Source organism: Glutamicibacter sp. MNS18 (assembly GCF_026107515.2).
Lineage (GTDB): Bacteria > Actinomycetota > Actinomycetes > Actinomycetales > Micrococcaceae > Glutamicibacter.
This window is the reverse complement of record NZ_JAPCHW010000004.1, coordinates 124,156-146,358: the sequence shown is the minus strand read 5'-3', so window position 1 is coordinate 146,358 and position 22,203 is coordinate 124,156. Positions and strand designations below refer to the sequence as shown.

The window sequence follows — 22,203 nt, the reverse complement described above, 5'->3', positions numbered from 1 at the left end:
GCCTGGATGATACTTAGGCGGCAACCATCAGGTCGATGTGGTCGATGTTGCGGCTCAAGGCGTTGACCTGCAGTTCCTTGATGGTGGTCTTGATTTCCTTGCCGTCGACGTTCAGCACCAGCACGACCGAGCGGTCACGTGCGGCCAGAGTGGTCTCGTGGAATGGCAGCAGCACATGCAGTGGCTCGGAGCCCGCGCCGTAGACAACGGCAGGGATCTGGGCGTTGCGACGGGCCTGGCGGGAAGCGCCCTTGCCGAAATCGCTGCGGACTACTGCATCAAGATTGATCGAGCTCATTGTGTTCTCCTTAGATTCAGGTTGCTTCTTTGTCGCCCTCGCGTGGACCAAGGAAGCACCTGGCGGAGTCCGAAAGAAGAGGAACCACCGAGCGTTTCCGGCCTTGTCGATAACGGTCCAGGCTCCGAAGAGCCTTTTCCCTCGCCTGGGCACAGTCATATATCCTACCAGCCACGACGCGCTGCACCGAACCCGGGGCACGTGTTAAAGCACACCGCAGGTGCACCCCGCGGTCCTGCGGGTTGCACCTGCGCTGTGGCGGGTACTTCTAGGCTCGTCCGTCGAACAGATTGGTCACCGAACCGTCGGTGAACACCTCGCTGATGGCGCGGGCCAGTAGCGGGGCGATGGACAGAACGGTCAGGTTCTCGAAATGCTTCTCGGCAGGGATCGGCAGGGTGTTGGTCACGACAACCTCGCGGGCGCCGCACTCGGCCAGGCGTTGCGCAGCAGGATCCGAGAACACGGCGTGGGTCGCGGCAATAATCACGTCCTTGGCGCCGGCCTCCTTCAATACGCGCACCGCACCGGCGATGGTTCCTCCGGTATCGATCATGTCATCGATCAGGATCGCGGTACGTCCAGCAACCTGACCCACCACGGTCTTGGACTCGGCCTGGTTCGGCACGGTCAGATCCCGGGACTTGTGCACGAAGGCCAACGGGGCACCACCGAGGCGTTCGGCCCACTGTTCGGCGACACGTACGCGTCCGGTATCCGGGGACACCACGGTAATCTCATCGGCGCCGACCTTGTCGCGGATGTAGTCAGCCAGCAGCGGGAAAGCGAAGAGGTGATCCACCGGGCCATCGAAGAAGCCCTGGATCTGGGCGGTGTGCAGGTCGCAGGAGATCACGCGGTCGGCACCGGCGGCCTTGAACAGGTCCGCCACCAGACGGGCCGAGATCGGCTCGCGGCCGCGGCCCTTCTTGTCTTGGCGGGCGTACGGGTAGAACGGTGCCACGACGGTGATGCGCTGGGCGCTGGCGCGCTTCATCGAATCGATCATGATCAGCTGTTCCATCAGCCAATTGTTCAGTGGTGCCGGGTAGGACTGGATCAGGAAGACGTCCTTGCCACGCACCGACTCGTCCGAGCGAACGTAGATCTCGCCATTGGCGAAGTCATAGGTGTTGATCGGCAGCAGCTCGGTGTCCAGCGCCTTCGCCACTTCCTTGGCCAGTTCAGGGTGTGCACGACCGGTCGCCAACACCAGTTTCTTGTCGACGTTATGGCTAATTTCACTCATGGGTTTGCTTTCTCGCTCGCTTCGCTATCACGTAAAGAGGTGGGTTCCGAGGAAACTTGTGGTGGTATCCGGCTACTCGGCGTCCGAGTGGTCCAGTGCCGCCTTGAAAGCAGCGTCGGCCGAAGGGCTTCCCGGGCGCTTGGCCAGGGTCCATCCCTCGGAGTTCCGCTGCGGAGCCACGGACAGTGCCAAGGCACCGGCCGGAACATTTTTGCGTACGACGGCACCGGCGCCGGTGTAGGCGCCATCCCCGATTTCCACCGGGGCCACGAAAACGGTATTCGAACTGGTGCGCACATGGGACCCGATCTTGGTCCTGTGCTTCTTTTCGCCGTCGTAGTTGGCGGTGATATTGCCACACCCAATATTGGTGAAATCACCGATTTCAGCGTCCCCGGCGTAGCCGAGATGCGAGAGCTTCGAGCCACGGCCAATCGTGACATTCTTGGTTTCGTAGAAGGCGCCGATCTTGCCATCGGCCCCCAGGTCGGTGCCCGGGCGCAAGTATGAGAACGGTCCGACGGTGGCACCTTCGGCTATCCGGGAATCGGTGGCGTCACTGCGCTTGACGGTGGCGTTCTGCCCTACCACCACGTTGGTCAACGTGGTATCGGGGCCGATCACCGCGCCGGTGCCGATCATGGTGTCGCCATGCAGCTGGGTCCCCGGCTTAATGGTGACGTCCTGGCTGAGGATCGCCGTCACATCGATCCAGGTGCTGGCCGGGTCGATGATGGTCACACCCTGTCGCATCCAGTGTTCGCACAGCCGTCCGTTGAGGACCTGGGCCAGTCGCTGCACCTGAACCCGGTCATTCGCGCCTTCGATCTGCCAGCGATCCGAGATCTGCGAGGTGGCCACGCGTCCACCGCGTTGGCGGGCGATGGCCAGCACGTCGGTCAGGTACATTTCGCCCTGGGCGTTGTCGGTGGTGACTTCGTCCAGCGCACTGCTGAGCATTTCCGCATCAAATGCGTAGATGCCCGAGTTGATCTCCTTGACGGCCAGTTCCTCGGCCGAAGCATCCTTCTGCTCGCGGATCGCGGTCACATCACCGTTCGCGTCCCGCAGGATCCGCCCGTATCCGGTCGGATCCTCGAGTTCGGTGGTCAACACGGTCACCGCATTGCCGTTGGTTTCATGGGTGGCGACCAAATCGCTGAGGACCACGCTGGTCAACAGCGGCACGTCACCGTAGGTCACCACGATGGTGCCTTCCAGACCACTGGGCAGCGCCTGCAAACCTTGCTGCACGGCGCGGCCGGTACCGGGAATTTCGTCCTGGTCGGCGATCGTGAGACCCGGGAAATGGTCCAGGATGTGCGCAGCCACCAGATCACGCTGGTGACGTACTACGGCCACCAGATTCCTGGGTTCCAGTGCGGCAACGGCATGCAACGCGTGAACCACCATGGAACGCCCAGCGATTTCGTGCAAGATCTTCGGTTTGGCGGATTTCATCCGGGTACCGGCGCCTGCGGCAAGGACGATGACAGCTACTGGTGCGTTGACCTGATCGCTCAAGTTGTGTTCTCCTGCGATGTCGATTCAAGGATCTCGTGACTGTTTTGAGAAACCCTTGGGATAGTCTAGCGCGCGAAATGAACATGGCATGAACGAAGTGGGGCAGGCCGGGAAAGGCAAAGAGTTCCGCCCCTAGGATTCGAACCTAGAATGCACAGCTCCAAAGGCTGGCGTGTTGCCATTACACCAGGGCGGATCGTGCTGGCTGGACAGGATTGCCGCCAAGCACAGTACATTATTCTGCCACGATTAGCGCGTTGTGCGAAATCGCAAATCGCCGGGACAGCCACGGTTTCCCGAAGATCTTCACCCCCGAAGTGGCCAAGCTCGGGGCACTGTACGTAGGCCGGGATCCCGTACCCACGCCGCTAACCCGTGCCTTGAATCCTTGGGTCACTGAACCCTGTGGGGTTGTGAGTAGATCCACACGAATCACCCGGTGGTTTCGTCCTTGGCCGCCGGATTCGGGTGGGGCCGTAAACTGGTAGGCGTGGCACATCTACTCGGGGGCGAAGCCCTGCATCTGGAATATCCGACTCACACCGTTTTCGACTCGGTCACCCTTGGGATCTCCGACGGGGACCGCATAGGGGTGGTCGGACGCAATGGCGATGGCAAGTCCTCGCTGCTGGGCTTGCTCAGCGGAAAGCTTGAGCCGAACTCCGGGCGCGTCACGCAACGCAATGGCCTGCGCGTCGGTGTACTCGACCAGGCCGACACCTTGGAGGATCGCATGACTGTGCGCCAAGCCGTAGTGGGAGACATGGCCGATCACGAATGGGCCTCCGATCCCAAGGTCCGTGACATCATTTCCGGGCTGGTCACCGACTTGGATTGGGACGCAACGATCTCCACGCTCTCCGGTGGGCAGCGCCGCCGCGTCGCGCTGGCGGCCTTGCTGGTCGGCGACTGGGACGTAATCATCCTTGATGAGCCAACCAACCACCTCGATGTGGAGGGGATCTCATGGCTGGCCGACCACATCAACAACCGTTGGGCGAGAAATACCGGCGGGTTAATGGTCGTAACCCACGATCGTTGGTTCCTGGATGCGGTCTGCACCAACACCTGGGAAGTGCACGACCGGATCGTTGAACCCTTCGAGGGAGGCTATGCCGCCTACGTGCTGCAACGGGTGGAACGTGACCGGATCGCGGCGGTCACCGAAAACAAACGGCAGAACATGATGAAAAAGGAGCTGGCCTGGCTGCGCCGCGGTGCCCCGGCCCGAACCGCCAAGCCGAAATTCCGCATCGAGGCGGCGAACCAGCTGATTGCGGACGTACCCGAGGTACGTAACCCGATCGAACTGAAGAAAATGGCCACGGCCCGGCTGGGTAAGGATGTGGTGGACCTGCTTGACACCGAGGTGAGCTTCGGAGACAAGCGCATCCTCAAGCCGTTCACCTGGCGGATCGGGCCCGGCGAGCGCACCGGCATCCTCGGTGCCAACGGCGCGGGCAAATCCACGTTGCTGGGTTTGGTGGCAGGAACCGTCGAACCGACCGGAGGGAAGATCAAGCGGGGCCAGACGGTGAAACTCGCCGTACTCGACCAGCAGTTCCGTGAGCTGGAGAAAATCGGCCAGGACCGGGTGCGCGAGGTACTCGCACGCTTCAGCACCACCTTTAATGTGGATGGCAAGGATCTGACTCCGTCCCAGTTGCTTGAGCGTCTGGGCTTTTCGCGGGCACACCTGTCCACCAAGGTGATCGAGCTGTCCGGTGGACAGCGCCGCCGCCTGCAGCTGCTGATGATCCTCATGAACGAACCGAACGTGATGATCCTGGACGAGCCGACCAATGACGTGGACACCGACATGTTGGCAGCGTTGGAGGACCTGCTTGATTCCTGGCCGGGAACCCTCATCGTCGTATCCCACGACCGTTATCTTCTTGAGCGTGTCACCGACCAGCAGTACGCCATCCTGGACGGCCACTTCCGCCATGTGCCCGGTGGAGTGGACGATTATCTGAAGCTGCGAGCGGCCCAGGAATCGGCACCGCTGACCAAGCCGAACGCGTCGACCGGCTCGGATACCAAGGCCGATGGCCCCTCGGGCGCCGAAATCCGTGCGGCTCAAAAGAAAATGAACACCAATGAGCGCAAGGTGCAGGCGCTGACCAAGCAAATCGATCAACTGCACAAGAAGATGGCCGATCACGACCAGTCCGACTACGAGGGGCTGGGAAAGTTCACCGCGCAACTACAGGATCTCGAGAGCCAGGTCGGCGAACTTGAGGAGCGGTGGCTGGAACTCAGCGAGATCACCGGCTGAACCAGCCGGTGGTACCCGGCCCGGGCGGGTCCCGCTCCCAAGACCGGGCTCCGTTTGCCCTGACGTGTCGTCACAGGAGACGGGCTGGAGGTCGCAGTCCCGTTCCCGAGGCATTGTGCAATTCCCAGAGGTGACGGCTTGGACTGCGAACTATAGAATCGGTGTATGCAGATACGGGTTCGAGCAATCGATCTGGTCGATATCTTCGCTTTCCTGGTGGTGCTCGGCGCCTTTGTCCAACTCTTGCCCGGGGTGATCTCCGAATCGTTTCTGCTGTCCTTCTTGACTGCGCTCCTGCTCAAGGTTGTCCTCGAATTGGTGATGCTGGTGAAGAAACCGGTGCTTGCACGGCTCAAGGTGGCACGTAGCCCCGCCGGACGGATCATCGCTTCACTCTGTCTGATGGTCGTGAGGGCCGGCAGCTAGTTCCTGGTTCTTGAGCTGACCGCTTTCGTCTTTGGAGACGCCGTGCAACTTGGCGGGTTCTTTCCCGTAACAGGACTGATCGTCACGCTGATGCTCGCCCGGGCAGGGATCCGGTATGTGCTGGAACGCCCCACCCCGACTCGGTGAAGCGGACGATCATGTTCCGCCGGCGCACGCATATGGCCCAGCACCTCTTGGAAAGTGATGGCAAATCGGGCAGACTCTCTGCATGGGCCTTGAACTCTTGGATGAAGACTGGGATCGAGCACTTGTACTGATGGCTCATCCCGATGACCCCGAATACGGTACCGCCCTGGCGGTCAACCGCTGGACATCCCAGGGCAAGGAAGTCAGTTATGTCCTGGCGACCTCCGGGGAAGCCGGCATCGAGGGGTTGGCACCGGATGAATCCGGTCCATTGCGCGAAGTCGAGCAACAGCGGGCCGTGGGGCATGTGGGCGTGAAGAACCTGGAATTCCTGGGGCTGCCCGATGGCCGCATCGAGTACGGGCTGCCGTTGCGTCGCGAATTCGCCCGCGTGATCCGCACGTACCGTCCACAAGTGGTCATCACCCTGAATTTCGATCGGGCGTTCGGCGGTGTCTACCGTAATTCCGCCGACCACCAGGCGGTGGGGCGAGCAGTACTCGATGCCGTCTCGGATGCCGCGAATTCATGGATCTTCGACGACTTGAGCGAATCGGTGTGGTCCGGGGTGGAGCTGATCGCCGTCTTTGCCGACGAAAATCCCACGCATTATGTGCCGGTGGATACCGATGATATTGCCGCAGCCACCTCCGCACTCAGCGAGCACCGCGAATACCTGACCCGACTCAGCCCGGTTCCCATTGCGGAACAAGCACGCAACCAGGTCGAATCCGTCATCAACCACGATGACCAATCCACCGGCCCGCGAGTGGCATTCCGGGTATACCGGTAGAACGGGTCCGGTGATGGAGGACTTTACGGAGCGTATCAACCGGAGAACCATCCCGGAGCTCAAGGCCGCCGGATCACTCAAATGGACCGGTTACCGGGACGCCCTGGGAGCATGGGTTGCGGAGATGGACTTCGGAGTGGCTGAGCCCATCCGTGAGGCTCTGCACGAGTACACCGATTCCGAACTCTTCGGCTACGCTCCGTACGCGCTGGAGCTGGAACTGTGTCGAGCGACGGACCAATACTATTCCCGGAATTTCGGATGGTCCCCTGGACAGGACAATGTCGTGCCCACCGGGGATGTCCTCTCCGGCCTTGGGGCGGTGATCGATTTCTACACACCTTCGGGTTCACCGGTCGTGCTGCCGACACCGGCGTACATGCCGTTCCGCGATTTTCCCCGCACCAAAGGTCGTGAAGTCATCGAGGTGCCAATGATCCAGGACGCCGACGGCTGGCATATGGACCTTGCCGCAATAGCCTGCGCGTTGGCCGACAACGGCGGGTTGGTGATCCTGTGCAATCCGCACAACCCGGTTGGCAAGATGTATACCCGCAGCGAGTTGCGGGCCCTGGAGGGCATCGTTGCTCGGAAGCAGGCCACGGTTTTTGCCGACGAAATCCATGCGTCGATCACTCTTGCCGGCCGGAAACACATTCCCTATGCATCAATCGGTCCCGTGGCCGCGGCCCACACCGTCACGGCGACCTCAGCGTCCAAGACCTTTAACATCCCGGGTCTCAAATGTGCCCAGCTGCTCTTCTCCAACCCGCAACACCGGCAGATCTGGCGGGAGCGTGGATTCCATATTTCCCACGGAGCGTCGAATCCCGGACGGATAGCCACCATCGCCGCCTACGATCGGGGACAGCAATGGTGTGACCAGGTGGTCTCCTACCTCGAGCAGAGCCGCCAGCTGCTCGGAGAGCTCTTGGCTGACCGTGTGCCCGCCGTTTCCTGGAATCGCCCCGATGGAAGTTACCTGGCGTGGCTGGATGTCTCAGCCCTGGACTTGGGGCGGAATCCGCAGAAGTTCATGTTGGAGAACGCCGGTGTGGCATTGGTCGACGGCGCGCAGTGCGGCGCGGGATTCGAGAATTTTCTGCGGCTGAATTTCGCGGTTCCCCAACCAGTATTGGTGCAGATGATCGAACGGATCGCCCGCGCTGTGGCCACGAATTCACTCAGGGACCGCTGATGAGCGTGGTCAGGATAATCAGGACCGGCAAGAGACTCAGACCCAGGACGGCGGAAGCCGTCGCCCACCCATAGGCTCCCTTGGCCAGCGCGAGCAGGGAACCGGCCGCCCCGCAAAGAATAGGCACGGCGAACATCCAGATCGGCTTGGCAACACCGTTGCCGGTCCAATCCACCAAACCCAAAGCGAATACCAGAGCCAGTCCCATCATGACGGTTGTCGGGATGGGATACAGTCGCTGGCGTTGCTCAACGCGGGGTTCCATATTTGCTCCTGGGGATCTCTGGCCAATGGGCGTTCTGTGAATGCTGCGACGACGCTCGGGGTACCTCCACGGCCCTGATGGTTTCTATATTTCAGTTCAATAAATTTCCTGTGGTCACGTTACCGGTGAATTAGCGAGAATTCCATAGTCCTTTTGGATGAGGTCGGATTTCCGGGGTTTCCCACCTAGGATTTTCCGGTAAGCAGATCCGCTACCCGGGCCAATGGGGAGGTGGTCGAGCGCCCGGAAGACTCGGCACGATCGGCTGCGCGGTAGGCCGCATACAATCCGGTCGTGGCGATCCAGCGCAGGGGTTCAGGTTCCCACCGTCGGGCCCGACGATTAACCCACGGTAACCCCACTATTTCGCTATCCTGGCCAAGGACCAAATCCGCCAGCGTGCGTCCGGCCAGATTTGTGGCGGTGACCCCTGTGCCCACATATCCGCCGGCCCACCCGATTCCCGTGTTCCTCTCGTAGCCGACCGTCGCGGCCCAATCGCGCGGTACTCCAAGCACTCCGGACCAGGTGTGTTCGATCGATGCCCCGGTTGTGACGGGGAAGAGCCTATGCAACACAGCGGTCAGTTCGCGGACGGTTTTCAGGGGTGTCTGGCCGTCATGATCGGTACGCGAGCCGAACTTGTACGGAACGCCACGCCCTCCTAGGGCGATGCGGTCATCGGCGGTGCGCTGGGCGTACATGTACACGTGGGCATAATCGCCCAGGACTTCGCCCTGGGCCCAGTTCAATTCCTCCCAAACCTCCCCGCCCAACGGTTCGGTGACGATCATCGAGGAGTTCATCGGGAGCCATAATCGCCTCGAACCGGACAGTGAAGCGGTGAAACCTTCGGTAGCCCGGATGATGTGCTCGGCGGCGATGGTCCCGTGTGTCGTTTCCATGATGTGGGGTCGGATTTCCGTGACTCGGGTGTTCTCATAGATCTCCACGCCAAGACGCTCCGCGGCTTCCGCTAGCCCGGTAACCAGCTTGGCCGGGTGGATACGTGCCGCGTGGGGATGCCACAATGCCGCCCGGGTTCCCGCCACGTTGATTCGCGCTGTGGCTTCAGGTGCTTGCAGCAACTGGATGTCGGTATATGGCCAACGGCTCTCGGATTCATATTGGGCTCGAAGCCGGCTTTCCTGGGCCTCGGTATAGGCCACCTCGAATTCGCCGCCACGCTGGATATCGGCGTCGATCCCCTCTGTACGGCACACCGAAATCACTTCATCAACACTCTGGTTCATCAGGCGTTGGAAATTTTCGGCCGGTAACCGTCCGTGGCTGGCCACGTACCGGTCCCGCCCTCCGGTGATGGAATTGGTCAGCCACCCGCCATTGCGTCCCGAAGCGCCGTAGCCGGCATGGCGTTGCTCAACAAGAACCACCCGAAGCCGAGGTCGTTGTTTTTTCAGATAGTAGGCCGTCCATAATCCCGTATACCCCGCGCCGACAATAGCCACATCGCTGGAGAGGTAACCGGGCACAACGGGCCGCGGTTCGGGAACTCCGAGATCTTCAAACCAATGGGAGATCCGTCCGTTGCGCATCCGCTGACCCGTCCATTCCTCTGCCCTCCACGACGGCAGGCACCGCCGATGTGCAGATAACTGTAGGGTCAGGATGGTGTTCTGGCAATGGCTACGGCCGATACCTCCGCGAACTCTAATGGTGCCGCGGTGGGCGGGCATCGGCCTGGTACGTAGGCTTGTGCGCCGTTTGGTTCCAGATCAGCAAGGCACCGGTGCCAGGAAGCAACCATAGGGCCGGTAACCACTGGAAAAAGATCAGAAGTGCCATGGCAAGGAGCAACATCGCCAGGGCGGTTATCCGTGGCCAATTTCTCATGTCGCGCTCCCCCTTAACGAACTGAACGTTCCCTGAAGCAATCGGATTTCATTCAGTCTATCGATGAATTCCTCGATGGCAAGGGTTGGGCCATCGTGAGCCGTTTCGCCTCCACAGGGGAAATGCAGCGCGCTGAGGATGGTGCGAGACGGGGATCAGGGTAGGGATAAACCCTATTCGCTGTGCACCACCCGCGCGCCGGGCGCCGGAGCGGTGACAGCGAGGGTGGCGACCCCCACTTCGTCACCCAGTTGCGCCATAACCTCGGTTCCGTGATCGGCATCGCGAACAAGCAGGGCCAGGGTCGGGCCCGAACCCGAAACCATGGCACGCAATGCACCGGCGCCCTCGGCCAAGTCGCGCACGGTCCCCAGCTCCGGGGCCAGCGCCAATGAAGCCTGGGTCAGGTCATTGACCAGCACACTGGCCAACATCTCCGCATCCGAGGACATCAGCGCCTTGATGACCTGCGGGTCCACTTCCTGCGGCACATCGACCGGCTGTCCGGCACGCAGCCGGTCAAGCATGGCGTAGACCCGTGGGGTGGACAAGCCGTAGCTGGCAGGGATCAGCACCCAGTCGGTTTGGGCGCGGGTCAGCAACGGGGCCAACTTGTCCCCCACCCCCAGACCAATGGCTGCCCCGCCCATCAAGGCGAACGGGACATCGGCACCCAATCTGGAGCCCAGCCGTCCTAGTTCCTCACGGTCCAGTCCCGTTTGCCACAGTTCATTGCAGGCCACGAGCGTGGCGGCCGCATCGGCGGACCCCCCGCCCATGCCCCCGGCAATCGGCACCCGTTTGATGATGTTCAGATCGGCACCTAGGGTGGTTCCGGTGTGTTCACGCAGCAGATCGGCGGCCTGGTAGACGAGGTTGCTCGGTCCCAGGGGAAAGGTCTCGGGCTCGCCCACGACAGTGGATGACTCGTCCAGGCGCAACTGCAGTTCCCCGTCGCCACGCAAGGTCGCTTCCACCTCTTCGAAGAGCGAGACGGCTACGTAGAGGCTGGCCACATCGTGGTAGCCGTCCGCGCGTGGTGGGCCGACCCGGAAGTAGCAGTTGATTTTGCCCGGCGCCTGGGCGGTGACGTGCTGCCTGGTCACGCCGGCGCCCCTTCCGGCGCGTCGGCCGGGATCTGCTCCGCTGCCCGGGCAATGGCGATGAACCCGTCGATATCCAGCTTCTCCCCACGTTCCTTGGGGTCGATTCCGGCGGCAACAAGGATCTGCTCGGCACGTGCCCCTGATCCAGCCCAACCGGACAAGGCTGCCCGTAGGGTCTTGCGGCGTTGGGCGAAGGCCGCGTCGATGATCTGGAAAACCAGTTTGCGATCCGGCGCATCGGTGCGGTCCGCGTCGCGAGTGAAGGAGACCAGCCCGGATTGGATCTTGGGGGCAGGCCAGAAGACGTTCATGCCAATGACCCCGGCCTTGCGCATGGTGCCGTACCAGGCCCCCTTCACCGAGGGAACGCCGTAGATCTTGCTTCCGGGCCGGGCGCTCATCCTGTCGGCTACCTCGTCCTGGACCATCACCAGGCCGTGGCGGATCGAGGGAAAGTGCTCCAGCAGATGAAGGACCACGGGTACGGCCACGTTGTAGGGCAGGTTGGCCACCAGTGCGGTCGGGTTGCCCGGCAGCTCGCTCACCTTCATGGCGTCGTTGAGGATGACGGTCAGGTCCTGTTCCCGCCCAGGCCGGAATTCGGACATGGTCTGCGGCAGCCGATCGGCCAACGGAGGATCGATTTCCACCGCCACCACCTTGGCTGCTGCATCCATGATGCCCAGGGTCAGGGATCCCAGGCCCGGACCGACTTCCAGCACGGTTTCGCCCGGGTCCACGTTGGCCGCGGCCACGATCCGGCGGATGGTGTTTCCGTCGATCACGAAGTTCTGTCCCAGGGTCTTGGTGGGACGGATGGAAAGTTCCGCGGCAAGGCGTCGGATCTCGGTGGCTCCGAGCAGCGGCAAGGGTTCCTGTGACATCACGATTCCAATTCTAGTTCAGTGCCCGCCCACCGGTATGACGCAGCGACGCGACCACCAGGAATTGGTGATCGCGTCGCTGTCATTGAGTCTTGGGTTTAGCGCAGGCCCAGCTTCCGGGAGCAGGAGGGCCAGTGTCCCCAGCCACCGTTGGCACGCAGCTTCTCGGCCGCGGCGATCTGCTGCTGCGGGGTGGCCTGGTGTGGCAGTGGAGCATACTGGGTTCCCCCAACGGCCCGCCAGGACGAGGCCGAGAACTGCAGGCCACCATAGTACCCGTTACCGGTGTTGATCGACCAGTTTCCACCGGACTCGCACTTGGCCAGCGCGGCCCAGGTCGAGGAGATGTTCTTCGGGGTGGACGTCGACTTGGTCTTATTGCTGTTGTTATTGCCGCTGTTGTTGTTGGTGGTGGTGGATTCCACCTTCTTGGTTCCGACCTTGACGACCTGGGCCACCGGCTCAGTGGTGACCTTGGATTTCAGGACCTCTTCCTCGCCCTTTTCACCATTGCGGGTTTCCTGACGCAAGGTCAACTCGCGTTCGCCTTTCTTGCCCTTGGTTTCAACCTTGGTCTTGCCCTTGTCGAGCTTGGCGTCCTTGACTTCCTTCGTTTCGAAGGAAATGGCGCGGTTTTCGTCCCAGGTCTTGATTTCCACGCGGATCACGTCGAGGTTCATCTTGTTCGAGACCTCGAAGTTGTCCTTGACGTCTTTGGTCAGTTCTCCATCGACCTTGACGTTGAGCTCGTCATCGCTACCCAGGGTGATGTCTTCGGCGGCCAGGACATCGGCCACGGTCAGCGCAGTCGTCTTGACCTGCTTCTTGTCCTCGGTGCCGACCTTCAGGTTCACGGTCTTCGGGGTGACGATTTCGATGCTCTCGCTCAGCGCGGCCAGCTCGATGTCATCTGCGACCGAGATCTCGGCGCCGTTCTCCAGGTCCAGTTGCTGGACCACGTCGGCCACCGTCATCCCGGTGGTATGCACCACACGGTCGGTGCCATCCACCGAAACCTCGATGGACTTGTTGCGCTTGATGTCGATGACCTGATCGTCGCTCAGCTCGACATCCAGGGCCAGGGAAATCTCATCGCGTTCATCCAGCGTGATCTCCTGCTGGGCCAACAAGTCCCCAACGGTGGCTGCCCGGGTGGTCACCACTTCACCATTGCCGTCAACCGCGATCGTGACAGATTTTTGACCGGCAATGTAGAACACGGCGCCGGCGATAATTACGGCGACCGCGACGGCCTGGGCCAAAAACTTGACCGAGCGTTTCTTGAGCAAATGCATCACAGTGTGTGGTTCCCCATCGATTGGTGACCGGTGGTGCCTGCCCGCCTGGTGGCGGGATCCGATCTGGCGGCCCCTGACCACCAATTAGTACTAACGGTTTGCAATCGATCTGCCATCTTCGGATTTTACCCGAGGCAGCTCGATTTGGACATCACCCCGGACGCGGGGAGAAACCCGCGTCCAGCGCTAGACACCTTTAGTACCGTAACCGAATTGTAATAATGGCGCAACCAAGAATGGCGCAAAACACACCGGGCAGGGGCTAGAATGCGCCGTACACTTCCAGCGAATTCGCCATGATCTGCTCACAAGTTTCCAGCAGCCCATTTCGGCGGTGATCTGCAATGAAACGCACCGTGTAGGGAATCATGTAACTGGCGTTGGGTCGGCCACGGAAGGGATGCGGGGTCAGGAACGGGGCATCGGTTTCCACCAGAATCAGCTCGGGCTTGGCCAAGGCCAACGCCTGCTGGATCCCGGTGGAGTTCTTGAAGGTCGCGGTCCCGGCAAAGGACATGTACCAGCCGTTCTCGTTGCAGATCCGCGCCAGTTCCCCATCACCGGAAAAACAGTGGAACACCACCTTGTCCGGCAGTTCGCTGTCGAGCAGTACCCGCACCACATCCTCGTGGGCATCGCGGTCATGGATCTGCAGGGCCTTGCCATGCCGTGTGGCGATCTCGATATGACGGCGGAAGGATTCTTCCTGGGCCGGGCGCCCTTCATCACCGGTGCGGTAATAGTCCAGCCCGGTCTCCCCGATGGCCCGCACCCGGGGTTCGGAAGCGAGCTCTTCGATGACCTCGATGGCTTGTTCCAGTTCCCCGACCTCCGCCAACCGGGCGGCGTCATTGGGGTGGATGGCCACGGCGGCAAGGACCTGCGGGTGTTCATTCGCGGCCTTGAGCGCAAACCTGGACGATGGCACGTCGCACCCCACCTGGATCAGCCCACTGACCCCTACCGCCGCAGCGGCATCCACGGCCTGTTGCACGCTGACATTGACTTTCCCGTCCCGGAAATCCAGGTGGGTGTGGTTGTCGATCACCGGGGACGGTAGGGCCTCCGGTGCATCGGGATACAGCAGGTTGCGCTTGTTGCCGCCTTTTTCAACAGTGGTGGTGCGGTGGCGTCCCCCGGCTGCGGCCACCGGTTCAACCGGCGGCCGGTAGGCTTCTGGAATTCCCTGATACTGCATCTGTTCAAGCTGTGACACCTGGCTTCCTTCCCAACCGTGGCTCATTCCCCTTAGATTCTGCCACTTTCCGGACACATGCCGGGGGCACGCTGCGGCGCCCGGTCCAGAGGCAGGCAGGTGGCGCCTCACCCGGATACCCCAAGGGTGATACATGACACTGCATGTTGGTAGGGTTAAGGCTGATGGCACACCACGCCATGATGCTGGACTGAGCTGGACCTTTCACCGACCTCACCGGGAGGGTTTGAATGAGCGTTCACCGGACGCTGCCTTCAGTGGATGCTGACTTCGGCGCGCATTGCCAACGCATCATGGATTCAATGGCCCAAGTGGTCGACGGTAAACCCGAGGCGATCCAGACCGCCCTAGTGGTATTGCTGGCCGGTGGGCACCTGCTGGTCGAGGATGTTCCCGGTGTGGGCAAGACCATGCTGGCCAAGGCTCTCGGCCGCAGTGTGGATTGCACGGTCACCCGCATCCAGTTCACTCCGGACCTGCTACCCAGCGATGTCACCGGTGTGTCCGTATTCTCCCCGCAGGCCCAGGACTTCTCCTTCCATCCCGGGCCCGTCTTCGCCAATATCGTGATCGCCGACGAAATCAACCGGGCCAACGCCAAGACCCAAGCCGCATTGCTCGAATGCATGGAAGAGCAGCAGGTGACCGTGGATTCGGTCACCCACCGCCTGCAGCAACCCTTCATGGTGATGGCCACCCAGAATCCGATCGATGCCGAGGGCACATTCGCGCTGCCCGAAGCCCAACGTGACCGCTTCATGGCCCGGATATCCATGGGCTATCCCGCAAGAGATGCCGAAGTGCAGATGTTGCGCAGCCACCACGGGCACAGCCCATTGGAGGACCTGTCGGCCTGTCTGACCCTGGACCAGCTGCAACAGATGATTACCCAGGTACAGCAGGTGGAAGTCAGCGCACGCCTGGCAGGCTACGTGGTGGACCTGGGCCGGGCAACCCGCGAACACCAGCAGGTGACAGTCGGCGCCTCGCCGCGTGCACTCCTGCAATGGGTGCGGGCCGCCAAATCCCACGCGGCCGTATCGGGCCGCGACCACGTGCTACCCGAGGATGTCAGGCAGGTGGCCCCGATGCTGCTGGGACACCGCCTGATCCTGTCTCGTCGGGCCCTAGCCGAGGGAACAGACGCCGCTGCGGTCATCAACGAGGTGTTGAACCGGACCATGGTGGGCGGCGTGCGCTGAACATGTCCCGGCCACCACGCTTCGATCCCCACCAGGTGCTTCCCGGCGCTTCGGATCCCGAGCGCTCGGCCGTGTTGCGGCGTTGGTCACTGGATCTGCTTTCCACCCGTGGATGGCTGGTCACCGGTTTCTCAACCTTGTGCGTGCTGTTGGCCTATCTGCTCGGACGCCATGAACTGATGGCGCTTGGATGCGCCTTGTTGGCTCTGGTGCTGGCTGCCTGGCTCATTGTGCGCTTCGGGTCGACAACCTCCCATGTGCACCGTACGCTGCCACAGGAACCGATCAGTGTGGGTCAGCTGGTGGATGTGGGACTGCACTGCCCGGAAGCGGCCACTATCCGTGAAGTCCTGCCCGAGGAGTATCCCGCCGCCCCGGTTTTCCAGGCACCGGGACGATTCGACTACGAGATCATCTTCCGGCGTCGCGGCATCCACCGGCTGGGTCCTGCCCAACAGCTGGTCGGCGATCCGTGCGGCCTGGTCGATGGAATGGTGGACACCGCCGCGTCCGACAACGTCGCGGTACGTGCCCAATGCCAGGCGTTGGGCAGTTCCTCCGCCCTGGGCGAGCGAATGCTGACCGGGGAGGCGCGCCACACCCAAAGCGCCGAGGTGGATTACTACGATGTGGGGATCCGAGATCACCAGCAAGGCGACTCGATGCGGCAAGTGCACTGGAAGGCAACCGCCCGCCACGGCAAGCTCATGGTCCGTCAGGAAAACTATGTGGCCACCGCGCACAGCCTGATCGTCCTTGACCGGCGGCAGAGCGCCTGGCATACCCCGGCCGAGCAGGTCTTCGAGATCCCGCACGCCGATGCTCCCGCGGTCCGCAGCACGCAACGATTCGAAAAAGCGCTGTCACTCTCCTGCAGTATCGCCTCGCTCTATGCCGCTCGCGGATACCAGCTGATGGTCCAGGACACGGCCGGCCAGGGGTTGAGTTCCGAGCATCTGCCGGGCTTTTCGGCGAGCGCCGCACTGGATCGCTTCGAGGACTTCCACGCTGCCACAGCCACTGTGGGGCTGGTCCAGGACCAGGCCCAGCCGGTCCGGACCGAAATGTTCAGCGGTTCATTGAACAAGACCCTCTTGGGATTCGCCGATGAACCCGTGTTCCTCGTGCTCGGAGAGCTCAACGATGTTCAGGCCCGATGGCTGGCCAGCCTCGCTTCCACGGTACGGAACGTCGACCTGTTCCTGCTGTCCGCGCATCCCGGGCGCCAGCGCGAGTTGGCCAGCCATTTCGCCTCCACCTCGTGGCGTTTCCACCTTCCTGCGGCATCGTGGGGCGTCCGGGACATCTGGGGCAACTCATGAGCACCCTGCTTACTTCCCCTCCCCCGGCCCCAACGGCTGACCAGGACACCGACCCACCACAGGAAGCCCGCGCCCACCCTTTGGCGCTGCTGGCCACCGGGGCCAGTTTGTTGACAGCGATGCTGGCCGGGATGGCGAGCCTGAACGGTGTTGTTGAAGGGTTCGGCTGGCTGTTCTCAGTGTGGTTTCCATTGTTGTTGATCCACGCCTCTGCCGCGCTGGTTCGCGGCAGCCGGTTGCCTTCCTGGTTGGCACCGGTTGCCAGCACCCTGGTGGCCCTGGCCGTCCTGTGGTTTCATCCCGCCGTGCAGGATCCCACCCTGGGCGCCGGACGGCTTCAACGCTTCGGACAAGTGCTCGAGGATGCATCCCTGGAGTTCGCTACCCAGGTCCCGGAGGTGGCTTTCACCCGGGCAGTGGATTTCGCGTTCCTGCTTATGGCATTGGTGCTGGCGCTGCTCGTGGAGACCCTGGCCAGCTTCCGCCGGCTGGCCGGGCTGGTGGTCTTGCCGTTGTCCTTCACCCCGGTGCTGGCCTCCCTGTTCAAGCTCAGCGGGGCCGGTACCGGGTATCTGGTGGTATTGCTGGTCGCGCTGGTCTGCTACTTCACGTTCCTACCCTATGCCTGGCCGAGTCGGCGCCTCGCCCCACTGCCGAGCACCCGGCAGCTGCAGGTGGCTTCGGTGCTGGCGTTGCTGACCAGCGTGGTTCTGGTGGCCGCCAGCACCTGGATGCCGGGTTTCCGGCAGGGCATGCTGCCCGAAGGAAGCCGCCCGTCCGGGCAACTCTTCGCCAGCAACCTGGATCCACTGTTGAACCTGGGCCGCGACCTGCGCAGCAACAACTCGGCCACGGCTTTTACCTATTTCACCTCTGCGGAGCGGGCGCCCTACCTGCGCACCCACGTGATCACCAACCTCGACTCCGAACGCTGGGAACCCGACACTGATCTCCAACAACGCAGTTTCTCCGGGACCACGGCCCTGCGTGATGAATTCATGTCCTTTGGAGCGACCTCCCAATATACCGAACTGCTGTGGGAGGATCCCCCGCGTGACCGGCAGTTGCCGTTGCCGGCGCACAGCTACCTGATCGAGGGGATCGCCGGCTCCTGGCAGTGGCAGCCGCAGACCTCGATTGCCCAATTCACCACCGCATCCCGCGAAGCCACCCGCCAGGTGCGCATCTCACATAGCGAGCCGCAACTGGATGCCAACCTGGCACGGAATTTCGCCTACTTCCAACAGCTCAGTCCCCCCGTGGACCGCAGCCTGAGCCGGCTACCCCAGGATAACGATGGCGTCTTGGGGCAGGTCCTTACGGAGAATCTTCAGCTGGCCTACGGACAGGACGGTGCGCCCGAAGGCGACTTTGACCGTGCGGTGGCGATCCAGGACTACCTTCGATCGAGCCGCTTCAGCTATTCCGAGCAAACCCCGCTGCGTGAAGGATACGACGGTGCGAACTTGAAGGTGATCACCGCGTTCCTGGATCGCCGTGCTGGATATTGCGTGCACTTTGCCACCACCATGGCAGTCATGGCCCGCGCCGAGGGCATCCCCAGCCGTGTGGTGATCGGCTATGCACCGGGTGAAGCCATCGAAGAAACCCGCACCCGTCAAGGCGGTGCCGGTACACCAAATCGGTCCTCGGCCGATCCCATGGACACCGAACTGGCCGGATACCGCGTCAGCGGACAACAGGCCCATGCGTGGCCCGAACTGTACCTGCCCGGGCTGGGATGGACCCCCTTCGAGCCCACTCCCGGTCGGGGCGTGGCACCGGACTACGCGCCGGCACAGGATTCGGAAACAGTGACCGACCCGGATCCCGGCGACGTGCCGTTGCCACCCGAGGAGCTGGTCCCCAGTGCCCCGGCCCCCTCCGCCGACCCCGACCCGGCGCCGCCGGGCGCAACGGAGGATACAGGCCCGGCCATTCCCTGGCTGGCGGTGTGGATTCTCCTGCCGTTGACGGTGCTGCTCGGTGTCTTGCCCGCCTGGCGCCGAGGCCGCGAGCGCCGCCGCAGGTTGCTGGCCCTCAAGCCCGGCGGTGAGCAGGCCGCCCAGGCGCTATGGGAGGAACTGCAACATCTTGGTACCGCTTACGGCTATCCGCTCCACCCCGGCCAGTCGGAATCCGACTACTGCGCCATGCTGGCCACGGGAATACCCCAATGTCGGGACCAGCTGGCCCGCCTTGAACGGATCGTTGAGGAGTCCTTTTATGCCCTGAGGCATCCCGATCGCAACCAGGGCGTGTCCATTGGACAGGATCTGGCGCTGGTCCATGACGCCCTTCGGCGGCAGGCCACGCTCCCCCAGCGCATCCGTGCCGTGCTATGGCCGGCATCCGTGGAACCATTCCGGCGTCATGCACAGCGCAGGGGACATTGATCCCGCGGACACGGGCTCTTTCCGTGAGCTCCGAACAGGGCCTGCGATCCGGCGATCCAGGTAGCCAGCACCGGTAGCGTGGCCTGAAGAGCAGGATCGATAATGCAGATTCCCGGGGCCGGTTCGGGTCGTGGCTGGGCCTACGTCGCACAGCTCGCGCTACACCGATCCGGTCATCGGACACTGCGGGTTAACGTCCGACACCTCCTGGCCGGTTCATGGTGAATCAGCCGGGAGGTGTCAGCCAGGACGAGGACTACTTCGTTGCGTACGGATCGGCGATGCCGATGTACTGCACGGTGGTGTATTCCGCCAGGCCTTCGGCGCCGCCTTCACGGCCCAGGCCCGACTGCTTCACGCCACCGAATGGTGCCGCCGCATTGGAGATGACACCGGCGTTGAAACCAACCAGGCCGAATTCGATCTGCTCCGAGACACGGAACATCCGGTTGAAGTCGGTGGTATAGATGTAGGAAGCCAACCCGTATTCGGTCGAGTTCGCCAATTCAATGGCGTGCGCCTCGTCCCGGAACGTGGTGACCGGGGCCACCGGACCGAAGATCTCCTGGTTCAGGATCGTCGCGTCATTGGCCACATTGGCCAGCACGGTCGGCTGGTAGAAATAACCCGGCCCGTCAACCGGTGCACCACCCACCACCGCTGTTGCGCCTTCGCCAACGGCGGCCTCAACCAGGGCGTGGACTTCGTCGCGGGCCTTCTCCTCCACCAACGGCCCAACGGTCGAATCGGCCTCGGTACCGCGTCCGGGCTTCAGTGCCTTCATCGCCGCGGCGAACTTCTCGGTAAATTCCTTGGCGACCGATTCGTGGACCAGAAAACGGTTCGCGGCAGTACAGGCCTCGCCCATATTGCGCATCTTCGCTGCCATGGCGCCTTCCACGGCGGCGTCCAGGTCGGCATCCTCGAAAACGATGAACGGCGCGTTGCCACCCAGCTCCATCGACGTGCGCAGGACCTTGTCCGCGGCATCCTTCATCAGCTGCTTGCCCACCGGGGTGGAACCGGTAAAGGAAACCTTGCGCAGGCGGTCGTCCTGCATCAGCGGTCCGGAGATCTTCGAGGCCGAGGAGCCCGAGACGACGTTGAGCACGCCGGCCGGTACACCGGCTTCGATCATGGTGGCGGCAAAAAGCTGGCTAGTCAGCGGGGTGAGTTTGGCCGGCTTGAGCACCATGGTGCAGCCAGCGGCAATCGCCGGGGCGATCTTCCGCGTGGCCATCGCCAGCGGGAAGTTCCAGGGAGTGATCAGCAGGCAGGGACCGACCGGCTTGTGCTGGACCAGGACCTTGTTCTTGCCTTCCGGAGTAGTCACGTAGCGACCGTAGTGACGCACGGTTTCCTCGGAGAACCAGCGCAGGAACTCGGCACCGTAGGTGACCTCGCCACGGGCCTCGGCCAGCGGCTTGCCCATTTCCAAGCTCATCAGCAGGGCGAAATCCTCGGCGCGCTCGGTGACCAGGTCGAAGCCGCGGCGCAGGATCTCGGCACGCTCGCGCGGTGCGGTGCGTGCCCAGGAAGCCTGGACGGCGTCCGCCGCATCCAGGGCCGCCATGGCGTCCTCGGAGGTAGCGCTGGCCAGGGTGGCAAGTTTTTCGCCCGTGGCAGGATCAAGTACGTCAAAGGTGCCACCATCGGAGGCATCGCGCCATTCACCGTTGATTAACAGGCCGGTAGGAACCTTCGCTAGCAGCTGCGCTTCGCGTTCGGCGGTAATGCTCATAGAGGCTTCTCCTGTACTGATGTTGGAACACTGTGTCTGACTCCAACGATAATGGGGCGTGATTCCTGGTGTAAACCACGAAATGCACGAATGATATACGATCCTGTTGTGCAAATAGCCTAAGGGGTTCGCCCCTGACTTTCACTATTTTGACGGAGTGCTAAGACCGCTTCATAGAGTTCCCGTTTTTTCAGTCCGAAGCGTTGGGCGACCTCGGCGACGGCCTCCTTCATTCGGGTTCCCGCTGCCACCAGCTCTTCGACCTGGTCAACGTGGTCCCCGGCCTCCGCGGGTTCCGGGGCCGAGGTGCCGGCAATGACCACCGCGATTTCCCCGCGCACCCCGGCCTCGGCCCATTCCAGCAGCTCGCCCACCGGGCCCCTCCTGACTTCCTCGAATTTCTTGGTCAGTTCGCGGGCCACGGCCACCTGCCGGTCCCCGCCGAAGGCCTCGGCGACCGAAGCGAGGAATGCGGCCAGTCGATGCGGTGATTCGAAAAAGACCATGGTGCGTTCTTCCCCGGCCAAGGCGTTCAGGCGTTTGCGCCGCTCCCCCGCCTTGCGTGGCAGGAAGCCTTCGAAGGTGAATCGTCCGGTCGGCAGGCCCGATAGCGCCAGCGCGGTCAGCACGGCGGAAGGCCCGGGAACCGCGGTGACCAACAGCCCCTCGTCCAGGGCCGCGGCAACCAGGGGGAAGCCCGGATCCGATACCGCGGGCATACCCGCATCGGACACCACCAGCACCGTGGAACCGGAACGCACCGCGTCGAGCACCTCGGCGATCTTGTGCTGTTCGTTGTGCTCGTGCAGGCTCATCACCCGACCTGTCGGGCGAATGCCCAACGCCTGGGCCAGGTGGTGGAAGTTGCGGGTGTCCTCCGCCGCAACCAGATCGGCGCTGGCCATGATTTCGCGCAACCGCGGGGAGGCATCCGAAAGATTGCCGATGGGTGTTGCCCCGAGGACGATTTGTCCATAGTTTTCAGTGTTCTGCACAGTCTTTAGCC

18 protein-coding genes and 1 tRNA gene are annotated in these 22,203 nt (G+C 62.5%); 7 read left to right on the top strand and 12 right to left on the bottom strand.

What is annotated here, in order from left to right:
- Positions 1-13: 13 nt before the first annotated feature.
- The 4 genes from OK351_RS06365 to OK351_RS06350 form a co-directional block, all read right to left on the bottom strand.
- Complete coding sequence (locus tag OK351_RS06365; protein ID WP_265156983.1) at positions 14-298, bottom strand: 50S ribosomal protein L25; 285 nt, start codon at positions 296-298, stop codon at positions 14-16.
- A 268-nt stretch (positions 299-566) separates the two neighbouring features.
- Entirely contained in the window at positions 567-1,547 is a 981-nt protein-coding gene (locus OK351_RS06360; protein WP_265156981.1) for a ribose-phosphate diphosphokinase, read from the bottom strand.
- Between the two features lie 72 nt (positions 1,548-1,619).
- Positions 1,620-3,071: a bifunctional UDP-N-acetylglucosamine diphosphorylase/glucosamine-1-phosphate N-acetyltransferase GlmU gene (glmU, locus tag OK351_RS06355; protein ID WP_265156979.1), complete on the bottom strand. Its 1,452-nt coding sequence runs from the start codon at positions 3,069-3,071 to the stop codon at positions 1,620-1,622.
- Positions 3,072-3,195: 124 nt separating this feature from the next.
- Positions 3,196-3,267, bottom strand: a tRNA-Gln gene (locus OK351_RS06350).
- A 294-nt stretch (positions 3,268-3,561) separates the two neighbouring features.
- On the opposite strand from OK351_RS06350, the gene OK351_RS06345 reads away from it, so the two are divergent.
- The 4 genes from OK351_RS06345 to OK351_RS06330 all read left to right on the top strand — a co-directional run bounded on the left by OK351_RS06345 (position 3,562) and on the right by OK351_RS06330 (position 7,913).
- A complete protein-coding gene (locus tag OK351_RS06345) occupies positions 3,562-5,349 on the top strand; it encodes an ABC-F family ATP-binding cassette domain-containing protein (RefSeq protein ID WP_265156977.1) in 1,788 nt (595 codons plus the stop codon).
- A gap of 165 nt (positions 5,350-5,514) precedes the next feature.
- Positions 5,515-5,775, top strand: a complete 261-nt coding sequence (locus OK351_RS06340; protein WP_265156975.1) for a hypothetical protein — start codon at positions 5,515-5,517, stop codon at positions 5,773-5,775.
- Between the two features lie 229 nt (positions 5,776-6,004).
- Positions 6,005-6,715, top strand: coding sequence for a PIG-L deacetylase family protein (locus tag OK351_RS06335; RefSeq protein WP_265156973.1), 711 nt, complete (start codon positions 6,005-6,007; stop codon positions 6,713-6,715).
- 13 nt (positions 6,716-6,728) lie between these two features.
- Entirely contained in the window at positions 6,729-7,913 is a 1,185-nt protein-coding gene (locus OK351_RS06330) for a MalY/PatB family protein (protein WP_265156971.1), read from the top strand.
- On the opposite strand, the gene OK351_RS06325 is transcribed toward OK351_RS06330, so the two are convergent.
- The 6 genes from OK351_RS06325 to OK351_RS06300 form a co-directional block, all read right to left on the bottom strand.
- Entirely contained in the window at positions 7,900-8,178 is a 279-nt protein-coding gene (locus OK351_RS06325; RefSeq protein WP_265156969.1) for a hypothetical protein, read from the bottom strand. The two genes, OK351_RS06330 and OK351_RS06325, sit on opposite strands and share 14 nt — an antisense overlap.
- Positions 8,179-8,363: 185 nt before the next feature.
- Positions 8,364-9,734 carry an NAD(P)/FAD-dependent oxidoreductase gene (locus OK351_RS06320; RefSeq protein ID WP_265156967.1) on the bottom strand — a complete coding sequence of 457 codons (1,371 nt, stop codon included), beginning with the start codon at positions 9,732-9,734 and terminating at the stop codon, positions 8,364-8,366.
- 471 nt (positions 9,735-10,205) lie between these two features.
- Positions 10,206-11,138, bottom strand: a complete 933-nt coding sequence (locus tag OK351_RS06315) for a 4-(cytidine 5'-diphospho)-2-C-methyl-D-erythritol kinase (RefSeq protein ID WP_265156964.1) — start codon at positions 11,136-11,138, stop codon at positions 10,206-10,208.
- On the bottom strand, positions 11,135-12,022 hold the full coding sequence (gene rsmA / locus OK351_RS06310) for a 16S rRNA (adenine(1518)-N(6)/adenine(1519)-N(6))-dimethyltransferase RsmA (protein ID WP_265157538.1): 888 nt from the start codon (positions 12,020-12,022) through the stop codon (positions 11,135-11,137). Before rsmA ends, OK351_RS06315 begins: the two co-directional genes overlap by 4 nt.
- Positions 12,023-12,120: 98 nt before the next feature.
- The gene (locus tag OK351_RS06305; RefSeq protein WP_306349471.1) at positions 12,121-13,317 is read right to left on the bottom strand and encodes a resuscitation-promoting factor; all 1,197 of its coding nucleotides are present in this window, start codon (positions 13,315-13,317) and stop codon (positions 12,121-12,123) included.
- A gap of 265 nt (positions 13,318-13,582) precedes the next feature.
- A complete protein-coding gene (locus OK351_RS06300; RefSeq protein ID WP_371931387.1) occupies positions 13,583-14,536 on the bottom strand; it encodes a TatD family hydrolase in 954 nt (317 codons plus the stop codon).
- Positions 14,537-14,766: 230 nt separating this feature from the next.
- Here OK351_RS06300 and OK351_RS06295 point away from each other — a divergent pair, with 230 nt between their 5' ends.
- Genes OK351_RS06295 through OK351_RS06285 form a run of 3 tightly spaced genes read left to right on the top strand, consistent with a single transcriptional unit; the run spans position 14,767 to position 19,456 of the window.
- Positions 14,767-15,738 (top strand): AAA family ATPase, encoded by a 972-nt coding sequence (locus tag OK351_RS06295; RefSeq protein WP_265156962.1) that lies wholly within the window; start codon positions 14,767-14,769, stop codon positions 15,736-15,738.
- Between the two features lie 2 nt (positions 15,739-15,740).
- Entirely contained in the window at positions 15,741-17,060 is a 1,320-nt protein-coding gene (locus OK351_RS06290) for a DUF58 domain-containing protein (RefSeq protein WP_265156960.1), read from the top strand.
- Positions 17,057-19,456 carry a transglutaminase TgpA family protein gene (locus OK351_RS06285; protein WP_265156958.1) on the top strand — a complete coding sequence of 800 codons (2,400 nt, stop codon included), beginning with the start codon at positions 17,057-17,059 and terminating at the stop codon, positions 19,454-19,456. The genes OK351_RS06290 and OK351_RS06285 overlap by 4 nt, the downstream gene beginning before the upstream one ends.
- A 256-nt stretch (positions 19,457-19,712) precedes the next feature.
- Here the strand turns inward: OK351_RS06285 and OK351_RS06280 are convergent, their stop codons facing one another.
- Both OK351_RS06280 and rsmI read right to left on the bottom strand, forming a co-directional pair.
- Positions 19,713-21,197, bottom strand: coding sequence for an NAD-dependent succinate-semialdehyde dehydrogenase (locus OK351_RS06280; protein WP_265156956.1), 1,485 nt, complete (start codon positions 21,195-21,197; stop codon positions 19,713-19,715).
- Positions 21,198-21,316: 119 nt separating this feature from the next.
- A complete protein-coding gene (rsmI, locus tag OK351_RS06275; RefSeq protein ID WP_265156954.1) occupies positions 21,317-22,192 on the bottom strand; it encodes a 16S rRNA (cytidine(1402)-2'-O)-methyltransferase in 876 nt (291 codons plus the stop codon).
- Positions 22,193-22,203 lie beyond the last annotated feature (11 nt).

Coding starts and splice junctions, on each gene's coding strand:
- OK351_RS06365 (WP_265156983.1), bottom strand. CDS start 298: ATGAGCTCGATCAATCTTGATGCAGTAGTCCGCAGCGATTTCGGCAAG.
- rsmA (WP_265157538.1), bottom strand. CDS start 12,022: ATGTCACAGGAACCCTTGCCGCTGCTCGGAGCCACCGAGATCCGACGC.
- OK351_RS06320 (WP_265156967.1), bottom strand. CDS start 9,734: ATGCGCAACGGACGGATCTCCCATTGGTTTGAAGATCTCGGAGTTCCC.
- OK351_RS06340 (WP_265156975.1), top strand. CDS start 5,515: ATGCAGATACGGGTTCGAGCAATCGATCTGGTCGATATCTTCGCTTTC.
- OK351_RS06290 (WP_265156960.1), top strand. CDS start 15,741: ATGTCCCGGCCACCACGCTTCGATCCCCACCAGGTGCTTCCCGGCGCT.
- OK351_RS06285 (WP_265156958.1), top strand. CDS start 17,057: ATGAGCACCCTGCTTACTTCCCCTCCCCCGGCCCCAACGGCTGACCAG.
- OK351_RS06280 (WP_265156956.1), bottom strand. CDS start 21,197: ATGAGCATTACCGCCGAACGCGAAGCGCAGCTGCTAGCGAAGGTTCCT.
- OK351_RS06325 (WP_265156969.1), bottom strand. CDS start 8,178: ATGGAACCCCGCGTTGAGCAACGCCAGCGACTGTATCCCATCCCGACA.
- OK351_RS06335 (WP_265156973.1), top strand. CDS start 6,005: ATGGGCCTTGAACTCTTGGATGAAGACTGGGATCGAGCACTTGTACTG.
- OK351_RS06360 (WP_265156981.1), bottom strand. CDS start 1,547: ATGAGTGAAATTAGCCATAACGTCGACAAGAAACTGGTGTTGGCGACC.
- OK351_RS06330 (WP_265156971.1), top strand. CDS start 6,729: ATGGAGGACTTTACGGAGCGTATCAACCGGAGAACCATCCCGGAGCTC.
- OK351_RS06295 (WP_265156962.1), top strand. CDS start 14,767: ATGAGCGTTCACCGGACGCTGCCTTCAGTGGATGCTGACTTCGGCGCG.
- OK351_RS06305 (WP_306349471.1), bottom strand. CDS start 13,317: ATGCATTTGCTCAAGAAACGCTCGGTCAAGTTTTTGGCCCAGGCCGTC.